A 20,788-nucleotide genomic window follows, 5' to 3' on the forward strand; every position below is an offset into this window, starting at 1 on the left:
CCGGGCCTGCGCGGCGCCAGTCACCCCGCCGTGTCCGCACGCGCCATCTGCATGCGTGCCAGCGCCGGGTACAGCGGCGGGCTGAAGACGCGCGCCAGCATGCTCGACACCAGCGCGCAGGCCATCAGGCTGAGCACCATCGAGTGGCCATCCACCATTTCCATGACGATGATGAAGGCCGTCAGCGGCGCCTGGGTTGCCGCCGCCAGGAATCCCACCATGCCCAGGGCGATCAGTGCCGGTGCCTGGGTGCCGTAGAACAGCAGGGCGACGTCGTTTCCGAGCGCGGCGCCGACGGCGAGAGAGGGGGCGAAAATCCCTGCCGGCACGCCGGACCAGGCGCTGAGCCAGGTCGCCACGAACTTGAAGAATGCGTACACCATCGGCATCGTCGCCACCCCATCGACCATACCGCGCGTGGGGGCATGGCCGGAGCCGAAGGCCGCGCCCGCGGCCACCAGGCCGATGGCGGCGACAAGCAAGCCGCACAGGGCGCCGAACAGGACCGGGCGACGCGCGCGCAGGCGGCTCATGGGGTCGCGCCCTGGCCGCCTGTCGACGCGATCAGGAGCCGCGAAAGCAGTCCGCCGGCCAGGCCCGTGCACAGGGCGAGCACCAGCCCCGGCAACAGCAGCGACAGGCCGACCGTGCCGGTATGGATGACGCCGAAACAAGTGGCATTGCCATGGACCGATACGGCGACGAGACCGCCGAGCACGATCGCCGCGATGATCAGGCCACTGTTACGCTGCTCCGGCGCGCGCGCCAGTTCCTCGATGGCGAACATGACCCCGGCCAGCGGGGTGTTGAATGCGGCCGCGATGCCCGCTGCGCCGCCGGCGACGAGCAGGCCGTGGACGGTAGCGTGCGGGCGTGACGGCCAGGGCCTGGTCGACCCAGCTTTGTTCCCCGCGCCAGTCCTGGGCCAGGGCGCGCCACAGGGATATCACCATCAATGCCGGGCCGTCGTGCATATTGGAGAGTTTCCCGCATGCTGGCGCCGTTATACTGCGGGGTTCCCTCCCCGCTCGTCCTGCCTGGCGTCCGGGCACGCAGCTTCACTATGTCGACCAGCATGAACCATCGCTCCACCACCCTCCTCCTGACCTCACTGTTCGCCGCCGGTCTGCTGGCATATAAAAACCCGACGCTCGGGGACTTCGGCCACTATGCCCGTCAACACATCCGCACCATGGCACAGTCGGACGGTGCGAACGATCCAGTGGGGGCCTTGATCGGCGAGATCTCCGGGCCTGCCGTCACGGCGGCGACAAGCAGGTCGGACTTCGTTTTCTTCAGCAGCTTCAGTGGCCAGGAATTCGGCTACCGCTGGCGCGTGCTGGGCATTGCCGGCAATTTCGTGCCGCTCGAGATAGCGAAAATGCGAGCGCCGGCTGAACACCCCGTCACCGCGCCCCCGGCGGCGACTGCCCTGGCCCTGCCTGCGGCGGAGCCGGAACCGGGCAATCCCGTCTCTCCTTCCTACGATTGCAGCCAGGCGCGCGTCTTTGCCGAGCGGGTCGTCTGCGCGGATGCGCCATTGGCCTACCAGGACCGGCTGGTCGCCGCCTTGTATGCCTGGCAGCGCTCGGCGGCCGCGGCAGCGCAGCGCCAGCCCCTGCTGGACGGACAGCGCACCTGGCTGGCGCGGCGCAACGCCTGCACGACGGTCGATTGCGTCTCCGCGGCCTATACGCAGCGGATCGCCCTGCTGCTGGACACGCAGCCGCCAGCGGGCGCGCTGCCGCTTCGCCGCGGCCAGTGCATGCACGACTCGATCGCCCGCATCGGTCAGCGCCCGGAGGTGTCCGGTGCGGAACAGGAAGGCAGCGGGACTCGCATCGAATATCGCAGCGGGCTGCAGGGCGTCTCCTACGAGACCGAGCCCGAAGTCGCCCGCAGCCGGCCGGGGATCCTGTCCTGGTCTGCCTGCATTCGGTGCCGGCCGATTGCCCGCCTGGCGACGACCGCGGCTCGGAATACGCGGCATTCAACCGCCGCACCGGGGAAGCCTGGACGCTGCCGGACAGCCAGCACAGCTGCGGCGGCGCCTGAAACCCAGCCGGTGTCGCCGCGGACCGGTGCCAAGGCGTCAGCGTCCTGGCATGCCCGGCGCCGCCAATACCCGCGCCGGCAAGCCGTGCAACCGGTAGAACTGGCGCAGGCCCTCCGCTGCCAGCGCTTGCGGCACGCCCCCATGCACCAGCGTGCGCTCGAGCGGCAAGCCGCGCCCGGCCGGCGCATGCGCGCCCGGGGACAGCGCCGGCACCAGCAGGTCGCCGACGAGCTGGAAGCGGGTCGGGCTGCGCCAGCGCGCCAGCGCCACCCACTCGCGCTCGGCGTGCAGCTGCGGCGGCCGGAACCGCGGCAACACCATCGCGACGGCCTGGCGAAATCCATCCCAGCAGGAGGCCAGCACCTGCCCCACGTTCTGCTCTCCAAAGCGCTCGCCCGCCGCTGCCTGATAGGTTTCGAACGCAGTGAAGATCGCCCCCAGGATGGCGCGCTGGCTTGCGGGATCGTAGATGGCGCTGGCGAGCAGGAAGCTTCGCTGCGGACCGCCGTGCACGGCCATGTCGAGCTCCGCGGTACGCAGGCCGAGTGCGTACGGCAGCCTGCCTTCGTGACGTTCGAGTGCGGCATCGGCGCCCTCGAACAGGCGCACCAGGTAGCGTTCGAAGTAGGAACCGGCCGCTTCGATGCCTTCGGCCAGGGCTTCCCGAAGCGGTATTCCGGCGCGGCGGGCCGGCGCACGCGGCGCTCGTCGATGAAGGCGGTCAGCAAGGGCAGCGCATAGGCGTCAAGGGCGGCCTCGCCGGCAAAACGGCTGTCCTGCGCGGGCAGGCGCCGTCCGCGACGGCCTCGTGAAGCTGGGGGCCGTCGGCAGGAGGTAGAGCAGCCGCGGGGCCGGCCGGGCGTCGAGCGCACCGGTGAAGCCGCGCTGCTGTATGGCGCCCAGTTCGGTGCCCACCACGCCCCGGACATGCTTGTTGAAGGTCATCAGCTCTCCTGCGAAGTCGGCAAGGGCGCTATCGTAGACGACAGTGCGACGAGCCACGTCGCAGGCCGGTCTTGCTAGCGACCCGGTTCGAGCAGCGCCGCGATACGCTCCACGAATGCCCGTTCGGCGGCGACGGCATCGGGGAAGTCCTCACCATCCTGGCGTGGCGGCACCACAATGCCGTCGACGACGAATGCGATCTCCGCGTCGGCCATCCAGCTGTCGTGACACAGCGGCTGCGCCGGCGCCGCGCCCAGCGGATACAGCAAACCGCCGGCCACCAGGCGCTTGCCCGGATGGAGCCGGTAATGGCTCATGTAGGTCGAGATCTGGAAGTAGTCCTCGCGGTCGACGTCGCCGGCGCCATGGCGACCGCGGCCCTGGAAGTGCATGCGCTTGTACTTGGTATCGAAGACCGCCACGCGCACGCCGTCCTCGTGTTCCATGACGATGTCCGGAATGATGTTGCGCTCGTAGAAGCGCCCGGCGTGCAGGAAGATGGCCGGGGATGACACCCGCCAGGCCGGGAAACTGCGTGCCAGCAGCTTGCGGACATAGATTTCGAACAGCTCGGCCACGTTCAGCAGGAAGCCGGGGGCGCTGCTGCTGCCCGTAGGATGCTGGCGGGCCGCGTCGAGCCTGACGATCATGGCCGCCAGCTCCAGCACCCTTCGGTAGGGCGCGAAGATCGGATTGCCCAGGCTCTTGTCCGACTGGGCCGCGGCGACGGTCGCCCGCGTCACGGGCCGGCCGGACCGGCGCCCGGCCAGGTCCGCGCGCACGTGGGCAATGCGCCCCAGCATGCGCTTGCCGCCGTTCCGGTCGATCACCGATATCGCTTTCGCGAGCACGTCGACGATGGCCACGCTGGCCTGCTGCTCGCGCGCCACCGTCGACACCTTGCCCAGGAAGGGAATGTCGTCGCGCACCAAGCGCGCCACGTCGATGCGGCCGCGCACCACCGGGTCATGGCGGGCGACGCTGCGGTAAGCCTTGGGCAAACCCAGCAGGAAGGCCTTCTCCAGCGCCTGCACGAACATCATGTAGAGCAGCGCGCGGGCGTAGTCCATCGTCCCGGCCTCGATACGCGCGCCCGGCGAGAACCCGTCGTCGATGAAAATATCGTTCGCGAAGTTCAGCATGCGCTGCATGAAGGCATCGCCGAAGCGCGAACCGATATCGAACGCCACCTTCCCGAAGCTGAAACGCCCGACGTAGTTGCCGGTCTGGATCGTGGCCTCGGCATCGGCGCTCGCGCCCAGCGCCACCACCAGTTCCTCGTCCCGCTTGCGCCGGCTTTCCGCCGCATCCTTGCCGCCGAAGGAAAACAGGCCATTGCCGGCCGCAAGATAGGCCTCGAGGGTGACCGTCAGTCCCGCGGGCGCAGCCTTGCACGCCTTCAGCGCGGCCGCGCCATCCGCTGCTTCCGACAGGGCGCGCCGTTGGCAATTGTCTTCGACGCGAATCATGCCGCCGGCGCGGCCTTGCCTGGGGCGCGCGACAGCGAGAAGATCTCGCGTGCGGTCTTGAGCCTGTCCTTGACCTCGCCCGCGCTGTATTCGGCGCGCAGGTACTCCGCCAGTAGCGGCTCGATGCTGGTGTCGAACAGGTCGCGCACCGAGGCCGCACTCAGGCCACGCTGGGCGAGCTTCATGAAATAGGCATGGCCGATTTCATACGAGGCGCCCAGTTGCAGGCCCTCGCGGATGAAGGTGTTGAGTTCGCGGCAGATCTCTTCGTAGCGCTGGGCATGCTTGTGGTCGCCAAACGTGTCGCGCACGACCCCGTAGTCGCAGGCCGTCGGCACCCAGGCGAAACGACGGCGCAGCGCCATGTCGAAGCTGTCGATGCTGCGGTCGATGTCGTTCATCGTGCCGATGAAGACCACGTTGGCGGGCACGCCGAAGTCCGGATCCTCTCCCTCTTTCGCCAGGTAGCTGTACTGGGTCTTCACGCGCAGTCCGGTCTCCCTGCCCTCGCGGTCGACATCGATGCGCTTGGAGTCCTCGAGGCAAACCAGCACCTCGCCCAGCACGCGCGACAGTTCCGCGCGGTTGATCTCGTCCACCACGAAATAGAAGGCCCGCGGTGCGGTTCCCGCCAGCCTGTCCGCCCGCAGGGCGTCCATCGCGCGTTTGCAGAACAGCTTGAACACGCCCGGCTTGACCACGAGGTCGATGCCGCTGCCGGCGGGGACGGGTTTGAGCCCTTCGATGAAGTCCTCATAGGAGTAACTCGGATGGAACTGGACGATTTCACGCATCTCCGCGAGCGCGCGCCCTTCCAGCATGGCGCGCCTGGCGATGGCCTCGGTGACCATGTGGGTCTTGCCGGTGCCGGGCGGACCGTAGAAGATCGTGTTCTTGTGCTCGAACTCGATGGTGGTGCCGAAGCGCTGGTACAGGAAATTCGTCAGCTTCTGGCTGATCTCGAATTCGAGGCTCAGTCGACCATTGTCGCCGTCACGCCCCCAGGACCGCAGCGTTTCGCGGTCCCAGGTGCAGGTATCCTCGGGGCTGATGTTCCAGGCGGCCGTGAGGGCGCGCTTGATCGCTTCGGTTGCCTTGTAGCCTTCGAGCTCGTCTTCGTCAAGTTTCAGCAGGCGGCCGATCCTGCGGATCACCTCGCCCTTGTACAGGGCAAGCAGGCGTCCCGGGTTGTACATGTAGGCGACCTTGCGGGCGAAGTTGATCTCCAGCGGGCTCAGGTCGTCGCGGTCTGCGTAAGCGGCCAACGCGACCAGCACCGGCCTCACCTCGCTCTCGAAATACTTCTGCGCCTTCGCTTGCGACACCGGCTCGGCATTGCCTTCGGCACTGGCCTGGCCTGCGATCCGGAACAGGGTTCCGGCCGCCCCGGCCCCGGCCTTCGCCCGCGTGCGGAACACGCCGTAACCGTTGCTGCTGGCTGCGCGGAACCGGCCACAGTGCGTGGTCTGGCGCTCGATCAGGTAAGTAAAATAAGGCTGGCCTCCCTCGTCGAGCAGGCCCGTATAGCGGTCGAGCGGCATCTCGGCGATCGGGACGCTGTTCTTCCAGTCGAGGAACAGGCGCCATTCTTTCTCGACCACCGGTTTCAGCGGCTCGCGCTTGAAGCTGTCCCATTCCCGCTTCAAGGCAGCGAGGCTGTTCTCCGGGTTCGTGTTCATATCGTTCATCTCGTTCGGTTCCTTGTCCATCATGCCCCCGCCAGTAGCGCGCGCGCCGCGATCACGCGCCCGTAGGCGGCGTCGGCATCGAAGCCCTCGATCAGCAGCGTGAGGATCTCTTGCGCCTCCTCGTCGCTCACCTTGCTGTAGGCCTGGCGGTTGCCCTTGAAGTGCTGATAGCGCAGATCCAGTGCTTTGGCTTCCGTGCGGCGCTTGCGCGGCGTGACGGCACGCCGGGCTTCGATCACGTAGGCATCCAGCTGCGCCTGTGCGGTCGACCAGTCGAATTGCGCCACCGCCTGCTTGTCCGCCTCCCAGTCGCCCTTGTACCCCTCGCTGGGCCGGCCGCGCGCCTTGCTCACTGCCAGGCAGGCGAGAGTCGGATAGCCGTTCAGCAGGCAGAAACGCTCCACGAACAGCAGCTTCATGCCAATGCCGATCGGTACGGCGCGCTGGAGTTCGGCGTCGTTCGCATCGAGCGCGCGCGCCTGCTGGAGGATGTCCGAATAGAAGACGGGAGCCCCGCCGGTAGCATGGGCATGCGTCACGAGGGCCGTGTACAGGCGCGTGCCGACGTGGATATCGTTGAGGGTGAAGTCGGAGAAGTCGAGGGCTGCCTGGGGAGTTGCCATGTGCGCTTTCGGGAGACGGTTGACTGCTGCCGGGTGGCCGGCAGCTTATGTTCTAAAAACTATACCATTGCCAGAGGGAAATTTCCATCGCTGTCGTTGCACCCAGGTGGGTGCTGGGGCGCTGTTGGCATCGATATATGTCGAGAAACCATCGTAGTCGACGGCGCGACAGGGGGTGTCGCGCCGCGGACACGACCGGACGGAGCCGCCGTGTACATATTTGTTGACAAATTAGCCAGCCACCGCGATATTGCCCGCAATCACCATTCATTTCACCCCATGCTCACTGTCGACACCCCTGCGAGCAGTTCCTGTACCGACGCCGGCGCACCGCTGGCCCTTGCTGCTCCCGCGCTCCCGCGCGTCTTTCACTTTCGCTTCACCGGCAGCGGAAGGGAATATTTCCGCATCTGGGTCGTCAACCTGCTCCTGAGCCTGGCCACGCTGGGCATCTATTCAGCCTGGGCCAAGGTGCGCCGCCTCGCGTATTTCGACCGCAGCACGCTGCTTGCCGGCGCCCGCTTCGACTTCCACGGCCAGCCCACCGCCATCCTGCGTGGGCGCGTGCTGGCCGTGGTGCTGCTTGCGCTGTACAACTACGCCTTCGGCTTCTCGCTTGTCTTCGGCCTGGCAAGCGTCGCCATGCTGCTGCTGGCGCTGCCGTACATGATGCGTGGCGCGCTGCGCTTCCGACTGGGAAACACGTCCTGGCGCGGGTTGCGCTTCCGATTCACGGGCTCTGTCCCCCACGCCTACCGTAGCTACCTGTCGCCGATTACCGTCTTCCTGCTGCCGGGCGTGGTGGTGGCTGTCATGGGGCAGACCCCCTGGTCCGCCCTGCCTGTGCTGCTCTACCTCGGCTGGCCCGCAATGTATGCCGCGATGAAGCGCTACCAGTACGGGCACGTCGCCTTTGGCGACCAGCACACCACGACCGAACTGCCGACCGGGCCGTTCTTCGGGATCTACCTCCGCGGCCTGCTGCTCGCGTCCTGCCTCATCGTCCTTTTCATGGGGCTGGGCCTGCTCAGCATCCCGCTGCAAAAAGTGTTTGCCGCGGAGACAGCAGTCATGGCGATCGGCGTGGCCGGTTCCCTGGCGAGCGCTGTCGTGGCCTACCTGCTGCTCGGCCCGTACCAGCAGGTACGCACGCTCAACCTCTGCCTGCCGCGCACCAGCTTTCCCGGCGTCCGTTTCGTCTCCACCTTGACGGCGCGGGGCTACGCTCGCCTCCAGCTCAAGAACCTGGTCCTGACCCTGCTGAGCCTTGGCTTGTATCGCCCGTTCGCGGTGGTCAGCGCCTACCGCTACCGGCTGGCCCACCTGGCGCTCGAAGTCGACGATGGTTTCGACCACATCCTCTCGAGCGCCGGTACGGACGGCGGCGCCGCAGGCGACAGCAGCGCCGACCTCCTCGGTATCGATCTTTCCTGGTGACCGCCATGCACGCCGCAACCTATTTCGACGGGCGCAGCGCCCGCGCCCATGCCGTGGAACTGACGGCGGACGACGAGCGTCTCTTCCTGCATGGCGAAGCCGAAAAAACCTATCCCACGCGGACCACGCGCCTGGCCGAGCCTTTCGAGCACGGCGCGCTGACGCTGTATTTCGACGACGGCGCGCGCTGCGAAGTGGCCGACGCGGGCACCGGCACGGCACTGCGCGTGGCGCTCGGCTACCGGCCATCGCGCGTGGTGCGCCTGTCCCGGCATACACGGGCCGCCCTGCTGGCGCTGGTACTGCTGGTGTCGCTCATCCCGGCGACGCTGTTCTGGGGCGTGCCCGCCGCGACCGTCCATATCGCCGCCGCGCTGCCGCCCTCGGTCGACGAGACCCCTGGGCGAGAGTGCCCTCAAGGCCCTGCACGCCAGCCGCACGCTGCAGGACAGCCGCCTGAGCGACGAGTGGCTGGCCGAAGTCCATGCGGCGCTGGCGCGGGTAGCGCCGGCCGACACGCCGGTACGGCTGCTGGTACGCAAGTCGGACCGCCTGGGTGCGAATGCCATTGCGCTGCCAGGCGGGACCATCGTCGTCTCCGACCTGATGGTGCGCCTGGTCGTCGGCAAGGCTGGCGAATTCGGCGACGCCCAGAAAGCGCAGCTGGCCGGCGTGCTCGCCCACGAGATCGGCCACGTGCGCATGCGCCACGGCACCCGCATCCTGGCCGGTTCGTCCCTGTCCGCGGCATTGGCTGCGGCGCTGTTCGGCGACTTCAGCACGGTGGGCGGCTTGCCTGCCGTGTTTGCCAGCATGAGCTATTCGCGCGACATGGAGTCCGAAGCGGACGAGTACGCGATCGCCCTGCTGCGGGAACGGGGAATCTCGACGCTGCCGCTGGCCGACCTGCTCGAGCGCATCGACGGGGCGGCCTGGCTGACGAAGAGAGCGAAGAAGATGCGCCGAACTGGCTCTGGCAAGCGGTCGACAGTTTCACGAGCACCCATCCGATGACGGCGGAACGCGTGGCGCGCCTGCGCAGCGCAGCCCGTCCCGGCGACTGACCAGCGCGGACCTGTTTATGCCGGCCGGCGCCGATGGAAGGTCAGCGGGCTGTAGGGCACGGCGGACGGCGGCGGCGAGCGCAGGATGCCGGGCTTCATCGCGCCGACGACGTGCATCTCGCAAGGCTTGCAGTCAAAGCGCAGCGTGTAGGTGTCCTCGCCGGTGCTCAAGGTCATCGGCTCGGCCTTGACCTGGCCCTGCACGCCCTGCACGCCCTTGGCCTGCTTCGGGCACAGGTTGAACGAGAAGCGCAGGCAGTGCTTGGTGATCATCAGCGACACCTCGCCCGGCTCCTGGTGCGCCTCGTAGGCCGCGTCGATCAGGCCGACGCCGTGCTTGCGGTAGAACGTCCTCGCCTTTTCGTTGTAGACGTTGGCGAGATAAGACAGCTGGGTTGCCGGATAGACGGCGGGCGGCTCGGCTGGTGCCTTGCGCTCCGGCCGCTCCCAGGCGGCCAGGCGCGCCGCCTCGTGGGCCGCCACCGCATCGCGGCGCAGCGCGTTGATGGCGGCGGCCGGCACGAACCGGGGCTGCGACAGTTCCAGCGCGATGCCGTCGGCTTCGAACATCGTGTTGCCCAGCCTGGTCAGGCTGGTGCGCAGCGCGGCGTCGGCCTGCTCGGCGTTGTGCGCGCGCTGCAGCGCCAGCTGCGCGCTCGTTCTCGTTTCGATGCCATCCTCGTCGCGCAGGGTCAATGCAAGACCGCCATCGAGCTCCGACAGCGTCAGGTGCAGGGACACCTTGCGGTCGGCCGAGCGCTTGTTCAGCGCCGCTTCCCATTGGTGGTCGCGGTTGCGGTGGACCTGCGTGCCCGGTTTCAGGCCGGGCAAAGCGCTGACCGGCTCGTTCGGGAACACGCGCCAGCGCTGGCCCTCGTCGCTCTCGCCCAGCTTCTGCACCGTGTTGACCCCGATGCCCACGCTGGAGCGCTTGTTCATGTAGTTCAGGCCGTCGCCATTCGCCAGCGGCGCGTCCGTCATCATCTCGATGAAATCCGGGCCGACTTTCGTGACGGCGCCGACCAGCACGCCGAGGTACTTCGGCGAATCGAAGGCGCCGATGTCTTCCTGGCGTCCTTGGGCGAAGTAGTCGGTGTGGCCGCGGTTGAAGTTCTTGTCGACGTCCGGCGTGAAAAAGACTTGCGTGTGTCCGCTGGCGGCGCGCACGAAACCGGCGCGGCGCTCGAGGATCTCGTCGAGCAGGAGGCGGTAGTGGGCCGTGATGTTCTTCACGTAGCCCATGTCCTTGTAGCGGCCCTCGATCTTGAAGGAGCGGATGCCGGCGTCGATCAGCGCTTCCAGGTTGCGGCTCTGGTCATTGTCCTTCATCGACAGCAGGTGCTTGTCGTAGGCGACGACGCCGCCTTTCGCATCCGTCAGCGTGTAGGGCAGGCGGCAGGCCTGGGAACAGTCGCCGCGGTTGGCGCTGCGGCCCGTGTCCGCATGCGAGATATAGCACTGCCCGGAGAACGCGACGCACAGGGCGCCATGGATGAAGTACTCGAGCGGCGTATCCACCTGCGCACGGATCTCGCGGATCTGTTTGACTGTCAGCTCGCGCGCCAGCACCAGCTGGGAGAAGCCGACGTCGCCGAGGAACTTCGCCTTCTCCACCGTGCGGATGTCGCACTGGGTACTGGCGTGCAGCTGGATCGGCGGCAGGTCCAGTTCCAGCAGGCCCATGTCCTGGACGATCAGCGCATCGACACCCGCTTCGTAGAGCTGCCAGATCTGCTGGCGCGCCAGATCGAGCTCGGCGTCGTGCATGATTGTGTTCATCGTGACGAAAATGCGCGCGCGGTAGCGGTGCGCGAACTGCACCAGGCTGGCGATGTCTTCGAGGGAGTTGCTGGCATTGTGGCGGGCGCCAAAGGCCGGGCCGCCGATGTAGACGGCATCGGCGCCATGCAGGATCGCCTCGCGGCCGATCTCGGCGGTTTTGGCGGGCGACAGCAGTTCGAGCTGGTGGTCAAGCAGAGACATGGCGCATTCCTCGTCGACGGAGACGGAAATTATAGCGGCGCGGGTGAACGCTGTCATGGGTGGGCGTGCGGGGTGGGCTTGGCTGATCGGCTGTGCACGTTGCGGTGGCGTTCAGCTGGCGCTGACGGCCGCAACCGCTCGTCAGCGGCAGCAACCGTAGGGTGGGCATCCCGTGGTGAAGCCGGCAGAGAGGCCATCGGCCTCAATGCCCCACGCGGATCAGATCCGGCCGCGAACGCGATTGGCAGCAGAGCGCTGGCGGCATGCAAGGGGATGACATCCGTTGGCGGGGCTGTTGCCTGAGCGGCTAACGGTGCCTTGGGTCCGCGTGGGCACGGGGTGCCCACCCTACGGACGAAGCCGCGGGCTCGCGGTGACGAAGACCGCGAGGCGTCAGCCACCGTGGGCGGACACGCGTACCTGACGAAGACCGGGCGGGGCCGGAGTGCCGGGCCGTCTTAACGACCGGTCGCGCGCTCGAGATGGATCACCTTCGACGGCGAGGTGAACTCCTGCAGCAGCCGTTCTGTCTCCGCCTTTGCCTTGGCCAGGTTGCCGGCCTTGACGTGGCCGAAGCCGCGGATCGACTCCGGCAACTGGGCCAGCTTCAGGGCTGAGTCGCGGTTGCGGGCGGTGAGCCCGGTGGCGATCGTCTCGACCAATGCCAGGTAGTCGTCGCGCGTCTTGCGCTCTTCGCGCCGTTCGTGCGTGTAGCCGAAGACGTCGAATGGCGTCCCGCGCAGCACCTTCAAGGGCGCCAGCACGCCGAACACCGACTGCAGCCAGCCACCAAAGCGCATCTTGGCTGGCACGTCGCTGCCGGGCTTGCGGCGTGCCAGCAGCGGCGGCGCCAGATGGTACTCGAGCTTGAAGTCGCCTTCGAACTGGTTGTGCAAGCCTTCCAGGAAGGCCGGATCGCGGTGCAGGCGTGCCACCTCGTACTCGTCCTTGTAGGCCATGACTTTGAACAGCGCACGCGCGACCGCGCGGCTGACGGCACGCTTGGACGCTTCGCCTTCGATCTCCACTTCACGCGCTTCCACCCGCGCCACGGCGGCACGATACGTTTCGGCGTAGCGGGCATCCTGGTAGCGCGTGAGCAGGTCGACGCGGTAGGCGACCAGGTCCTGCAGGGAGGAAGGCGGCGTGAACTGGATCACCCTGGCCGGCTGCGCCAGGCGGTCGACGGCCCCCGCGTCGGCGGCGACCAGGCGTCCAAGCAGGAAGGCCTTCTTGTTCATCTCGACGGCGACGTTATTGAGTTCGATGGCGCGCATGATCGCTTCCAGGCTCACCGGCACCAACCCCTTCTGCCAGGCCGCGCCCATCAGCAGGATGTTGGCGCCGATCGGGTCGCCCAGCACGCGCGCGGCGATGTCGGGCGCATTCAGGCGCAGCGTCGAAGCGCCACCGTTGGCGTCCATGATCTTCGCCAGCAGATCCTCGCGGCGCACGTCGGCATCGGGATTACGGGTGAAGTCGGCGGTCGGGATCTCGCTCTCGTTGGCGATGACCTGGGTATGCCCGCGGCGCATGACGGCAAGCGAATCGGGCATGGCGGCCACGACCAGGTCGCAGGCGAGAATGGCGTCGGCCTGCTGCAGGTCGATCCGTACCTGGTGCAGCGCCTTGGGCGAGCGCGCCACGCGCACGTGCGACATCACGGCGCCGCCCTTCTGGGCAAAGCCCGTGAAGTCCAGCGTCGAGGCACCCTTGCCTTCGAGGTGGGCGGCCATCGTGATCAGGGCGCCCACCGTGACCACGCCGGTGCCGCCGACGCCGGCGACCAGCATCTCGAAGGGTTTGTCGAAAGCGAACGGCGTCGGCAGCGGGTAGGCTGCCAGCAGCTTTTCCAGCTCGGCCTGGGCCAGCGTGGCGGCAGACGGTTTCTTCAGGCTGCCGCCGATGACGGACACGAAACTCGGGCAGAAGCCTTCGACGCAGGAGAAGTCCTTGTTGCAGGAAGCCTGGTCGATCTGGCGTTTGCGGCCCAGCGGGGTTTCCAGCGGCAGGATCGACAGGCAGTTCGACTGCACGCCGCAGTCGCCGCAGCCCTCGCACACGGCAGGGTTGATCACCATGCGCCGCTGCGGGTCGGGGAAGACGATTTTATCGGGCTTGTTCTTCTTGCGGCGGCGGCGCTTCTCGGCGGCGCAGGTCTGGTCGTAGACGAGGACGGTCACGCCCTCCATCTCGCGCAGCCGGCGCTGGATGGCATCGAGTTCGCTGCGGTGGTGCACCTGCACGCCGCCGGGCAGCGCGATGCCGGCATAGTTGCCCGGCTCGTCGGTGACGACGACGGCGTGGGCCGCGCCCTCGCTCAGCACCTGCTGCACGATCTGCGGCACGGTGAGCTTGCCGTCCACCGGCTGGCCGCCGGTCATGGCGACAGCATCGTTGTAGAGGATCTTGTAGGTGATGTTGGTGCGCGCGGCGATCGCCTGGCGGATGGCCAGGTAGCCCGAGTGGTAATAGGTGCCGTCGCCCAGGTTCTGGAACACGTGCTTTTCGCGGGAGAAGCGCGAGGCCGCCACCCAGGGCACGCCCTCGCCGCCCATTTGCGTGAGCGTAAACGTGTCACGGTTCATCCAGCTGGCCATGAAGTGGCAGCCGATGCCGGCCAGCGCGCGGCTGCCTTCCGGCACCTTCGTCGACGTATTGTGCGGGCAGCCCGAGCAGAAGTACGGCGTGCGCTTGATGGCGTCGGCGCCGTTCGACAGCACGTCGGCGCGGCAGAACTGCGGCATGAATCGTTCCAGGCCGAGCTCCGGCAGTTTAGGAGCCAGCCAGCGCACCAGGGCCGGCGCGATGCGCGATGGGCGCAGCTCGCCCAGCTCGGACAGGAGCGGCATGCCGGCCGCATCCTGCTTGCCGATCACGAGCGGACGCTTATCAAGCGCCAGGTTGTAGAACAGGCTCTTGATCTGTCCCTCGACAACGTCGCCCTTCTCTTCCACCACCAGCAGCTCGCTCAGCCCGTCGGCGAAGGCGTGCAGGCGGGTGCGCTCGAGCGGATAGGTCAGGCCAGGCTTGTACAGGCGCAGCCCGTTGGCCTCCAGCTTGTCAAGGGGCAGTCCCATGCGCGTCAAAGCCTCGACCAGGTCGAGATAGGCCTTGCCGGCGGCGATGATGCCCAGCCTGGCGTTCGGCGCGGGTACGACCAGCTTGTCGATCGAATTCACGCGTGCGAAGGCCTGGACGGCGGTCAGCTTCTCGGCCGTACGCTGCTCGAGCGCCAGGCTGGGCAGGTCGGGCCAGCGATAATGCAGGCCATCGCCTGGAGGCGTGTAGTCTTCAGGCGTACGGAAAGTGGGCATTTCCGGCAGCTCGACGACCGCGCCGCCCTCCACCGTCTCGGAAATCGCCTTGAAGCCGACCCAGGCGCCGGAAAAGCGCGACAGGGCCCAGCCGTACAGGCCGAACTCCAGGTATTCCTCGATATTCGCCGGGTTCACGATGGGCATGTGCCAAGCCATGAGCACCTGGTCGCTCTGGTGCGGCATCGAGGACGAGACGCAGCCGTGGTCGTCGCCGGCCACTACCAGCACGCCGCCGTAGGGAGACGAGCCGTAGGTCGTGCCATGCTTGAGGGCGTCGGCTGCGCGGTCCACGCCGGGGCCCTTGCCGTACCAGATGGCAAAGACGCCGTCGACGGTGCGGTTCGGGTCGCCCCCGACCTGCTGGGTGCCCAGCACGGCGGTGGCGCCCAGCTCTTCGTTAATCGCCGGCAGGAATTCGATGGCGTTGGCTTTCAGGATGTTTGAGGCGCGCCAGGCTTCCTGGTCGACGGCGCCCAGGGGCGAACCGCGGTAGCCGGAAATGAAACCGGCCGTATTCAGGCCGGCGCGCTCGTCCAGCGCCTTCTGCATCACCGGCAGGCGGATCAGCGCCTGGGTGCCGGTGAGGAAAACCCGGCCCTGCGTGCGCTTCAGGTTATCGTCCAGGCGGTAGCCCGGGTCGACCAGCGCCGTGGCCGTGTTGTGTTCCGCTGCGCCGGTGCCGGCGACTTCTTCATGCATCGAACCCATGTGTCTCCTCTTTTTATCGTCCTGCGGCGCCGCGCTGTGATGGGTCGCGTGCCGCCTGCCGCGGGTTGTGCCCACAGCTCTTCCATGGTGAAACATGATAGTCTTGATGCCAGAAATATCATTTCTAACTTACCGGCCGTTGTGCCGGAACCGGCAAACCTTTTCCCGCATTACCCCTAAATGGAAAAAAACAACCTCGACCAGGCATCGATGCGCATCCTCCGCGAACTGCAGCGGAACGCCCGCCTCTCCATCAACGAGCTGTCCGAGAAGGTCGGCATGTCGGCTTCACCCTGCTGGCGGCGCCAGAAGGAGCTGGAAGAGAACGGCTATATCAAGCGCTACGCCGCCATCCTGGAGCGGCGCAAGCTCGAGCTCGGGCTGGTGTGCATGCTGCACGTCTCGCTCACCCGCCACGAGGCCGGCGTCGTCGAAACTTTTGAGGCGCAGATGAAGGCGTGCCGGGAGGTGATGGAGTGCTACGAGGTGACTGGCACCTCGGATTACATCGTCAAGCTGATGGTGGCGGACATGGACGCCTACCACGACCTGTTGCACAACGTGCTGTTGAAGTTGCCAGGGGTGTCGCAATTGAATACCAGCGTAGCGCTGCGGGAAGTGAAGTATGAGACGGCCTTGCCTTTGTAGCGGGCGCAGGAGCGTGTGGCGCGGCAGGCCAGGGCCGACCTTTGCTGGTGGTCCAGACTGGCCAGAGTCGGCGCGGACCCTCCTCCCTGGTGGCTTGGGTGAAATTTTGCTGGCTTCGTTTGTTTCGTTAGCGTATGGACATTTAAGTGGCCGGACATCAGTCTGTTGGTTAGTTACGTTTTTACGGTTAACCGTGTCCATGCGCCTTTTGATACCGCAACTTGCATTCCCCGCACCACAGCACTGAACGGAATGCTTCCGGTTGAGCTTGTTTCCAAATGCCAGACCCGACCCCTGCTGAGCTGCTTTGGATGCACCTTCTGTTGAGCTCGTGTCCAAATGTCAGACCTGACCCCTGCTGTGTGCCGTTGAGCTGCTTCGAATGCACCTCCTGTTGAGCTCGTGTCCAAATGTCAGACCTGACCCCTGCTGGGTGCATGACCCCTGCTGGGTGCACGCAGGAGCGACTTCTCGAGCACCTCATGACGCCGATACGGCAGCGCCATACCGGCACCTGCTCGCCGGTCCGGCATGACCCGCATGTCTCTTCGAGCCATGGGCGACCGGAGCGCATGCGGGCCCACGTGCAGCCTGGTCGCCGAGCACGGCGCTGACCTCACCCGGGCGAACCTTCCTCCTGGACGCCTGGGTGAGTGTTACTGTCTTGTCTCGTTTTGTTGGCGTTCGCCTGTCGTGGTTTTGCTGGTCCTCTTCTTTGGTTAGTTACATTTCTGAGCGCGGGGCCGTCCTTGGCGCCGTACACCCACTTGCCAATTCTGCTACGAGCCACCCCGGTTGCCGCCGCGCTCCTCGGTCAAGGCCGATGCGATATACGTGAGCGAACGAACCGAACAGAACTTGATTATTGGTTAACGTGAGCGATCCGGAATGAAAGGACAGCCATGGACCCGCAACACGAATACCCGATCCGGTTACGCATCAACGGACAGGACCGGGACTTCTCGGTGCCCTCCTGGGTGACGCTGCTCGACCTCCTGCGAGAACGCGCGCAGCTGTCGGGGACCAAGAAAGGCTGCGACCATGGCCAGTGCGGTGCCTGCACGGTCCTCGTCGACGGCAGGCGCATCAATTCCTGCCTGACGCTCGCCGTCATGCAGGATGGCCATGCCATCACGACCATCGAAGGCATGGCCGATGGCGACGCCCTCCATCCCTTGCAGCAGGCCTTCATCGACTGCGACGCCTTCCAGTGCGGCTACTGCACGCCGGGGCAGATCTGCTCGGCAGCGGGGCTGATCGCCGAAGGCCGTGCGAAGTCCAAAGACGAGGTGCGCGAGCTCATGAGCGGCAATATCTGCCGCTGCGGGGCCTACCCGCAGATCACGCAGGCCGTGATGCAGGTCATGCGTATCGAGAAGGCGCCTGGCGCGGCACAACGGCCGGCCGCCAACGGGAAGGACGCCGCATGAACCCCTTCACCTTTACCCGGGCAAGCGACATCGACGCCGCGCTGGCACATCTGGCCGAAGGTAAAGCCGGGGACGCGCGCCCGATCGCGGGCGGCACCAACCTCCTCGACCTGATGAAGGAAGGCGTGATGCGCCCCGCCCGGCTGGTCGACATCAATGCGCTGGGTCTGGACCGCATCGAGGACATCCCTGGCGGCGGCCTGCGCCTGGGCGCCCTGGCCCGCAACGCCGACACGGCCTATGACGAGCGGGTGAAGAGCCGCTATCCGCTTCTCAGCGCGGCCATCCTGGCGGGCGCCTCGCCCCAGCTGCGCAACATGGCGACCAACGGCGGCAACCTGATGCAGCGCACCCGCTGCTATTACTTCTACGATCTCGGCACCCCTTGCAACAAGCGCGAGCCCGGCAGCGGCTGCCCGGCGAAGAAGGGCCTGAACCGCCAGCTCGCCATCCTCGGCACCAGCGAGGGTTGCATCGCGACGCACCCGTCCGACATGTGCGTGGCCCTGCGCGCACTCGACGCCGTCGTGCACGTGCGCTCCGCAACCGGCGCACGCGACATCCCCTTCGCCGAATTCCACCGCCTGCCGGGAGACCATCCGGAGCACGACAACACGCTGGCGCCCGGCGAACTGATTACCCATATCGACCTGCCCGACGCGAACCGCTTTGCTGCGCACAGCGCCTACATCAAGGTGCGCGACCGCTTGTCCTATGCCTTCGCGCTGGTATCGAGCGCCGCCGCCCCTGGATATCGACAGCGCCACCGGCACGATCCGCGCGGCCCGCATCGCCCTCGGCGGCGTCGCCCACAAACCCTGGCGCGTCGAGGAGGCCGAAGCGGCGCTCGCCGGCAAGCCCGCCACGGAAGCAACGTTCAGCGCCGCCGCCGACATCGTCCTGCACGGCGCCCGCGACTACGGCCAGAACGACTTCAAACTGGCACTGGCCCACAACACCATCGTCCGGGCATTGAAAGCCGCGACGCGCGGAACAAGCCCGGCCCAAAACGAGCACGGAGAAGCGCAATGAGCGACCTGATTCCAGAACTGCGTACGCCGACAGCGCCGGAAGGCACGGGCCGCGTGCAGCGTGGCATGCCGGTCTCGCGGGTGGACGGCCATGCGAAGGTAACCGGGCAGGCGCAGTACGCCGCCGAGATCGACGCGCCGGGACTGCGCTATGGCGTCGTCGTGAGCGGCACCATCGCCCGCGGCCGCATCACCGCCATCGACAGCGCCGAGGCGCTGGCCGTGCCCGGCGTCGTGGCGGTGCTCACGCACCTGAACCGCCCGAAGATCCGCAGCTACGACCTGGCCTACAAGGACATGACGGCGCCCGCCGGCTCGCCCTTTCGCCCACTCTTCAGCGACCGGGTGTTCTACAGCGGCCAGCCGCTTGCCCTGGTAGTGGCCGACAACTTCGAGGCCGCGCGCCATGCGGCCCAATTGGTCAGAGTGAGCTACGAGGAAGAAGCCCACGAGACGAACCTGCTTGCGAGCCTGGACCAGGCCTACAAGCCGCGTGCACTGAAGCCCGGATTCACGCCGCCGAGTTCGAAAGGCGACGCGCCCAAGGCCTACCAGGCCGCGCCGGTGAAGATCGCATCGCAGTTCTACCATGGGCCCGAGCACCACAACCCGATGGAAATGCACGCCACCACGGTGCTCTACGGCGAGGATGGCCACCTCACCATCTACGACAAAACCCAGAGCTCGCAGAACAACCGCTGGTATGTCTCGCGCGCCTTCGGCCTGCCGAAGGAAAAGGTCACCGTGCGCAATCCCTACGTCGGCGGCGCCTTCGGTTCCGGCTTGCGTCCCCAGTACCAGCTGACGCTGGCCGTCATGGCCGCGCTGCACCTGAAATGCCCGGTGCGGGTGGTGCTGACGCGCCAGCAGATGTTCAGCTTCGGCCACCGTCCGGAAACCTGGCAGAAAGTCCAGCTGGCCGCCAGCGAGGACGGCAAGCTGCAAGCCATCGTGCACGAGGCGATCCAGGAAACCTCGCGCCTGGAGGATTACGTCGAGGTGGTGGTGAACTGGTCCGGCCAGCTCTATGCCTGCGACAACATCAAGCTCGGCTACCAGCTGGTGGCGCACGACCGCCACTCGCCGATCGACATGCGCGCGCCCGGCGCCGCCCATGGCATGCACGCGCTCGAGGTGGCGATGGACGAACTGGCCTACAAGCTGCGGATGGACCCGCTGGAACTACGGCGCATCAACTATGCCCACCGCAACCCGCTCGAAGACAAGCCCTACTCTTCCAAGGAGCTGAGCCAGTGCTACGACAAGGGCGCGCAGCGCTTCGGCTGGGAGGGCCGGCCCATCGAGCCGCGCTCCATGCGCGACGGCGATGAACTGATCGGCTGGGGCATGGCCACCGGCATGTGGGATTCCCTGGTCATGGTGGCGCGCGTGAGCGCCGTTCTCCATGCCGATGGCCGCCTCGTCGTGAGCAGCGCGGCGTCCGACATCGGCACCGGCACCTATACCGTCATGGCCATGATCGCCGCCGAAAGCCTGGGCCTGCCGATGGAGCGGGTGACCTTCCAGCTGGGCGACTCCACCCTGCCCTTCGCGCCGGTCGAAGGCGGCTCGTCCCACGTGACCACCGTCGGCGGCGGCGTCCACGGCGCCTGCGACAAACTCAAGATCCGGCTGGTGCGCATGGCCCAGCGCATGCCCGGTTGCCCCTTCGCGAACCTGCGTCCCAAGCACATCGCTTTTGAAAACGGCGCGTTGATGATCCGCGGCCGCCCCGACACGGCCATCCCTTTGCAAGCCGTGCTGGCATCAAGCGGTGTGGATCGTGTCGAGGAAAAATACCTGATGACGCCGCAGATGCTCAAGCAGCGCAAGTTCACCCGCGCCGTGCACTCGGCCGTGTTCTGCGAGGTCCGCGTCAACGAGAAGCTCGGCATCGTGCGCGTCACCCGCGTCGTCAACGCGGTGGCGGCCGGCCGCATCATCAACACCAAGACCGCGCGCAGCCAGATCGTCGGCGGCGTGGTCTGGGGCATCAGCCACGCGCTGCACGAAGAAAGCTTCACCGACCACCGTTTCGGCCGCTTCATGAACCACAATTTCGCCGAATACCACGTGGCGACGAATGCGGATATCCACGACATCGAGGTGATCTTCGCCGAAGAGGACGACCGCGTCGTCAGCAAGCAGCTCGGCGCCAAGGGCGTGGGCGAAATCGGTATCGTCTCTACCTCGGCCGCGATTGCCAACGCGATCTTCCATGCGACGGGACGGCGCATCCGCAGCACGCCGATCACGCCGGACAAGATCCTGCTGGGGGATCGCGAAATTCCGGTGCCGGGGCCGACGGAAAGCTGAGGAGCTGCGATGGCGCGTCTGCAAACTAGCGCCCCCCGGCGATGACCGTACCGTTCCAGCTTGCTGCTGC

Annotated in this window: 15 protein-coding genes and 1 pseudogene; 8 read left to right on the top strand and 8 right to left on the bottom strand. The window is 66.8% G+C overall.

Annotation, left to right across the window (positions count from 1 at the left end; translation table 11 throughout):
* Positions 1-20: 20 nt before the first annotated feature.
* Positions 21-533, bottom strand: coding sequence for a chloride channel protein (locus G4G31_RS29320; protein ID WP_374011252.1), 513 nt, complete (start codon positions 531-533; stop codon positions 21-23).
* Positions 530-850, bottom strand: a complete 321-nt coding sequence (locus G4G31_RS29325) for a chloride channel protein (protein ID WP_374011322.1) — start codon at positions 848-850, stop codon at positions 530-532. The genes G4G31_RS29320 and G4G31_RS29325 overlap by 4 nt, the downstream gene beginning before the upstream one ends.
* A 213-nt stretch (positions 851-1,063) precedes the next feature.
* On the opposite strand from G4G31_RS29325, the gene G4G31_RS17490 reads away from it, so the two are divergent.
* Positions 1,064-2,797: a hypothetical protein gene (locus G4G31_RS17490; protein ID WP_182988719.1), complete on the top strand. Its 1,734-nt coding sequence runs from the start codon at positions 1,064-1,066 to the stop codon at positions 2,795-2,797.
* A gap of 3 nt (positions 2,798-2,800) precedes the next feature.
* On the opposite strand, the gene G4G31_RS17495 is transcribed toward G4G31_RS17490, so the two are convergent.
* The 4 genes from G4G31_RS17495 to G4G31_RS17510 are packed head-to-tail and all read right to left on the bottom strand — an operon-like array spanning position 2,801 to position 6,781.
* Positions 2,801-3,058, bottom strand: coding sequence for a hypothetical protein (locus G4G31_RS17495; RefSeq protein WP_182988720.1), 258 nt, complete (start codon positions 3,056-3,058; stop codon positions 2,801-2,803).
* Positions 3,059-3,075: 17 nt separating this feature from the next.
* The gene (locus tag G4G31_RS17500; RefSeq protein WP_182988721.1) at positions 3,076-4,470 is read right to left on the bottom strand and encodes a hypothetical protein; all 1,395 of its coding nucleotides are present in this window, start codon (positions 4,468-4,470) and stop codon (positions 3,076-3,078) included.
* On the bottom strand, positions 4,467-6,182 hold the full coding sequence (locus G4G31_RS17505; protein ID WP_182988722.1) for an McrB family protein: 1,716 nt from the start codon (positions 6,180-6,182) through the stop codon (positions 4,467-4,469). Before G4G31_RS17505 ends, G4G31_RS17500 begins: the two co-directional genes overlap by 4 nt.
* Entirely contained in the window at positions 6,179-6,781 is a 603-nt protein-coding gene (locus tag G4G31_RS17510; protein WP_182988723.1) for a hypothetical protein, read from the bottom strand. Before G4G31_RS17510 ends, G4G31_RS17505 begins: the two co-directional genes overlap by 4 nt.
* A gap of 279 nt (positions 6,782-7,060) precedes the next feature.
* On the opposite strand from G4G31_RS17510, the gene G4G31_RS17515 reads away from it, so the two are divergent.
* Positions 7,061-8,218: a YjgN family protein gene (locus G4G31_RS17515; RefSeq protein WP_182988724.1), complete on the top strand. Its 1,158-nt coding sequence runs from the start codon at positions 7,061-7,063 to the stop codon at positions 8,216-8,218.
* A gap of 492 nt (positions 8,219-8,710) precedes the next feature.
* Positions 8,711-9,232, top strand: coding sequence for a M48 family metallopeptidase (locus tag G4G31_RS26630; protein WP_229425628.1), 522 nt, complete (start codon positions 8,711-8,713; stop codon positions 9,230-9,232).
* Positions 9,233-9,297: 65 nt separating this feature from the next.
* Here the strand turns inward: G4G31_RS26630 and G4G31_RS17525 are convergent, their stop codons facing one another.
* Both G4G31_RS17525 and G4G31_RS17530 read right to left on the bottom strand, forming a co-directional pair.
* Positions 9,298-11,265 carry a U32 family peptidase gene (locus G4G31_RS17525; protein ID WP_182988725.1) on the bottom strand — a complete coding sequence of 656 codons (1,968 nt, stop codon included), beginning with the start codon at positions 11,263-11,265 and terminating at the stop codon, positions 9,298-9,300.
* A 458-nt stretch (positions 11,266-11,723) separates the two neighbouring features.
* A complete protein-coding gene (locus tag G4G31_RS17530; RefSeq protein ID WP_182991824.1) occupies positions 11,724-15,284 on the bottom strand; it encodes an indolepyruvate ferredoxin oxidoreductase family protein in 3,561 nt (1,186 codons plus the stop codon).
* 189 nt (positions 15,285-15,473) lie between these two features.
* On the opposite strand from G4G31_RS17530, the gene G4G31_RS17535 reads away from it, so the two are divergent.
* From G4G31_RS17535 to G4G31_RS17550, 5 genes and pseudogenes are all read left to right on the top strand, one after another.
* Entirely contained in the window at positions 15,474-15,941 is a 468-nt protein-coding gene (locus G4G31_RS17535; protein ID WP_182988726.1) for an Lrp/AsnC family transcriptional regulator, read from the top strand.
* A 902-nt stretch (positions 15,942-16,843) separates the two neighbouring features.
* The gene (locus G4G31_RS17540) at positions 16,844-17,371 is read left to right on the top strand and encodes a (2Fe-2S)-binding protein (RefSeq protein ID WP_182988727.1); all 528 of its coding nucleotides are present in this window, start codon (positions 16,844-16,846) and stop codon (positions 17,369-17,371) included.
* Positions 17,368-17,970: pseudogene (locus G4G31_RS29330) on the top strand (xanthine dehydrogenase family protein subunit M); the annotation flags it as partial. The gene G4G31_RS17540 and the pseudogene G4G31_RS29330, both read left to right, overlap by 4 nt.
* A 115-nt stretch (positions 17,971-18,085) precedes the next feature.
* Entirely contained in the window at positions 18,086-18,403 is a 318-nt protein-coding gene (locus G4G31_RS29335) for a hypothetical protein (protein WP_374011323.1), read from the top strand.
* The gene (locus G4G31_RS17550) at positions 18,400-20,718 is read left to right on the top strand and encodes a xanthine dehydrogenase family protein molybdopterin-binding subunit (protein ID WP_182988728.1); all 2,319 of its coding nucleotides are present in this window, start codon (positions 18,400-18,402) and stop codon (positions 20,716-20,718) included. The genes G4G31_RS29335 and G4G31_RS17550 overlap by 4 nt, the downstream gene beginning before the upstream one ends.
* Positions 20,719-20,788: the final 70 nt, after the last annotated feature.

It is taken from the genome of Massilia sp. Se16.2.3, from assembly GCF_014171595.1.
Lineage (GTDB): Bacteria > Pseudomonadota > Gammaproteobacteria > Burkholderiales > Burkholderiaceae_D > Telluria.